1 protein-coding gene is annotated in these 2263 nt (G+C 50.4%); it reads left to right on the forward strand.

Annotated features, from left to right (window positions below; genetic code table 11):
• A partial coding sequence (locus AAC147_RS06715; RefSeq protein WP_047686054.1) for a condensation domain-containing protein occupies nucleotides 1–2263 on the forward strand: 2263 nt, incomplete at both ends.

Consider the following 2263-nt stretch of genomic DNA (forward strand, 5'->3'; position numbering starts at 1 on the left):
AGGGAACGACGTTTACCACGACATACCGTATCACTGAGTTGCCAGTAGGGACGACAAAGCTTCCCATTGGCCGACCCATCGCTAACACACGCCTCTATTTGTTGAACGCTTATGGTCAACCTGTGCCACTGGGGGCGACTGGTGAGATTTATATCGGTGGAGACGGCATTGCCTGTGGTTATCTTAATCGGCCTGAACTCACGGCTGAACGCTTCCTGGTTGATCCCTTTAGTGACCAACCGGCTGCGCGCATGTATCGGACCGGCGATTTGGCCCGCTATCTGCCGGACGGCAATCTGGAATTTCTGGGCCGTAACGACCAGCAGGTGAAAATCCGTGGTTTCCGGATTGAACTGGGGGAAATTGAAACTCGGTTGAAGGAGTATTCTGCGGTACGTGAGGCTGCGGTGCTGGTACTAGATGGCAGCCAGGACAAACGGCTGGTCGCCTATATCGTAGCGCAAGCAGGTGACAGATTAATCAACGATCTGCGTGCCCACTTAAGCGCAATCTTGCCTGATTATATGGTGCCAGCGGCTTTTGTCCGTTTAGATGAATTCCCGTTGACGCCGAATGGTAAACTGGATCGTCGGGCATTGCCTGTGCCGGGAGAGGAAAACTTTGCCCGTCAGGTCTATGAAGTGCCGCAAGGGGAAACTGAAATTGCCTTGGCAGCTATCTGGTGTGAGTTGTTGGATGTTGAGCAAATCAGTCGGTATGATAATTTCTTTGCTCTGGGTGGTCATTCGTTGTTGGCGATGAGAGTGATGAACCGTGTCGCGGCTTTCGGTGCTGAACTGCCGCTGACCACATTATTTAAAGCGCCTGCTTTGCTGGCTTTTGCTAAGGCGGTTGATGAGCGTTTAAATGAACAGAGTGGAGTATTGCCCGCCATCACACCGACACCCCATGACGCAGCGCTACCCCTGTCATTCGCGCAACAGCGGCTGTGGTTTCTGGCGCAATTTGAGGGGATTAGTGATACCTACCATATTCCGTTGGCACTGCGTTTACGAGGCCAGCTTGATATTCATGCCTGGCAGCAGGCACTGAATCACCTGTTTGCCCGTCATGAAGCATTACGTTCCGTTTTTATCACAGTAAACGAGCAGCCTCAGGTTGAACTCCTGCCGATGGAATTTGGTCTGCCGATGAAAAAATACGATCTGCGTAAAGCTTCTGAGGTGGATGAGCAACTTAAGCGTTTGTGCGAGCAGGAAGCTAAAATGCCGTTTAATCTTGCCTGCGGTCCCTTAATTCGTTCTGTTCTGATACAACTGACTGACGATGAGTATGTCTTCCTGTTGACCCAACACCATATTGTGTCCGATGGCTGGTCTTTAGGGATATTGAAATCAGAACTGAGTGCGCTTTATTCAGCCTGCCTAAACCAACAGCCTGATCCGTTGCCGCCGTTGGTCATCCAATACCCTGATTATGCGGCATGGCAGCGTCAATGGCTTTCTGCTGAGAGGGTTCAGGTTCAATCTGATTATTGGCGAATGGTGTTGGCTGACGCGCCAGTCTTGCTGGATTTGCCAACCGATCGACCACGACCTCCCGAACAATTGTTTGCAGGGAACCTGTGGCCTATCAATCTGGACACAGAGTTAACGGCATCCCTTAAGCGTCTGAGTGAACAACAGGGGATCACGTTATTTATGACCTTGCTATCAGCCTGGTCAATAGTCTTGTCTCGTTTGTCCGGTCAGGATGATTTGGTTATCGGTACACCCAGTGCTGGTCGCAGCCGTCAGGAAGTGGAATCCTTGATGGGTTTCTTTGTTAATACTTTGGCGTTGCGTATCGACTTATCGGGTGAGCCTAATGTGACGGAGTTGCTGTCGCGTGTGCGGCAAACCGCGCTGGCGGCCCAGGAGCATCAAGATTTACCCTTTGAACAAGTGGTAGAAATTGTACAACCCCCGCGTAGGCTGTCGCATACCCCATTGTTTCAGGTGATGTTTGCCTGGCAGAGCAACGAGATTGTGGAATGGAGATTACCGGGGCTGACAATTTCACAGATCGATCAACCTTTTGATGTCGTTAAGTTTGATCTTGAACTTAATCTGTTTGAAGAGGAGGACAGGGTTGTCGGTTATCTCGGTTATTCAACCGCTCTGTTTGATCAATCGACAATCGAACGACATGTTGGATATTTGCACACAATACTGCAAGCGATGGTCGCTAATATTCAGCAGCCGATCGGGGAAATTAATCTCTTGGCACCAGCAGAGCGTCAGTTGTTGCTGGAAACCTGGAA

It is taken from the genome of Xenorhabdus sp. NBAII XenSa04 (genome assembly GCF_963866145.1).
Classification (GTDB): domain Bacteria; phylum Pseudomonadota; class Gammaproteobacteria; order Enterobacterales; family Enterobacteriaceae; genus Xenorhabdus; species Xenorhabdus indica.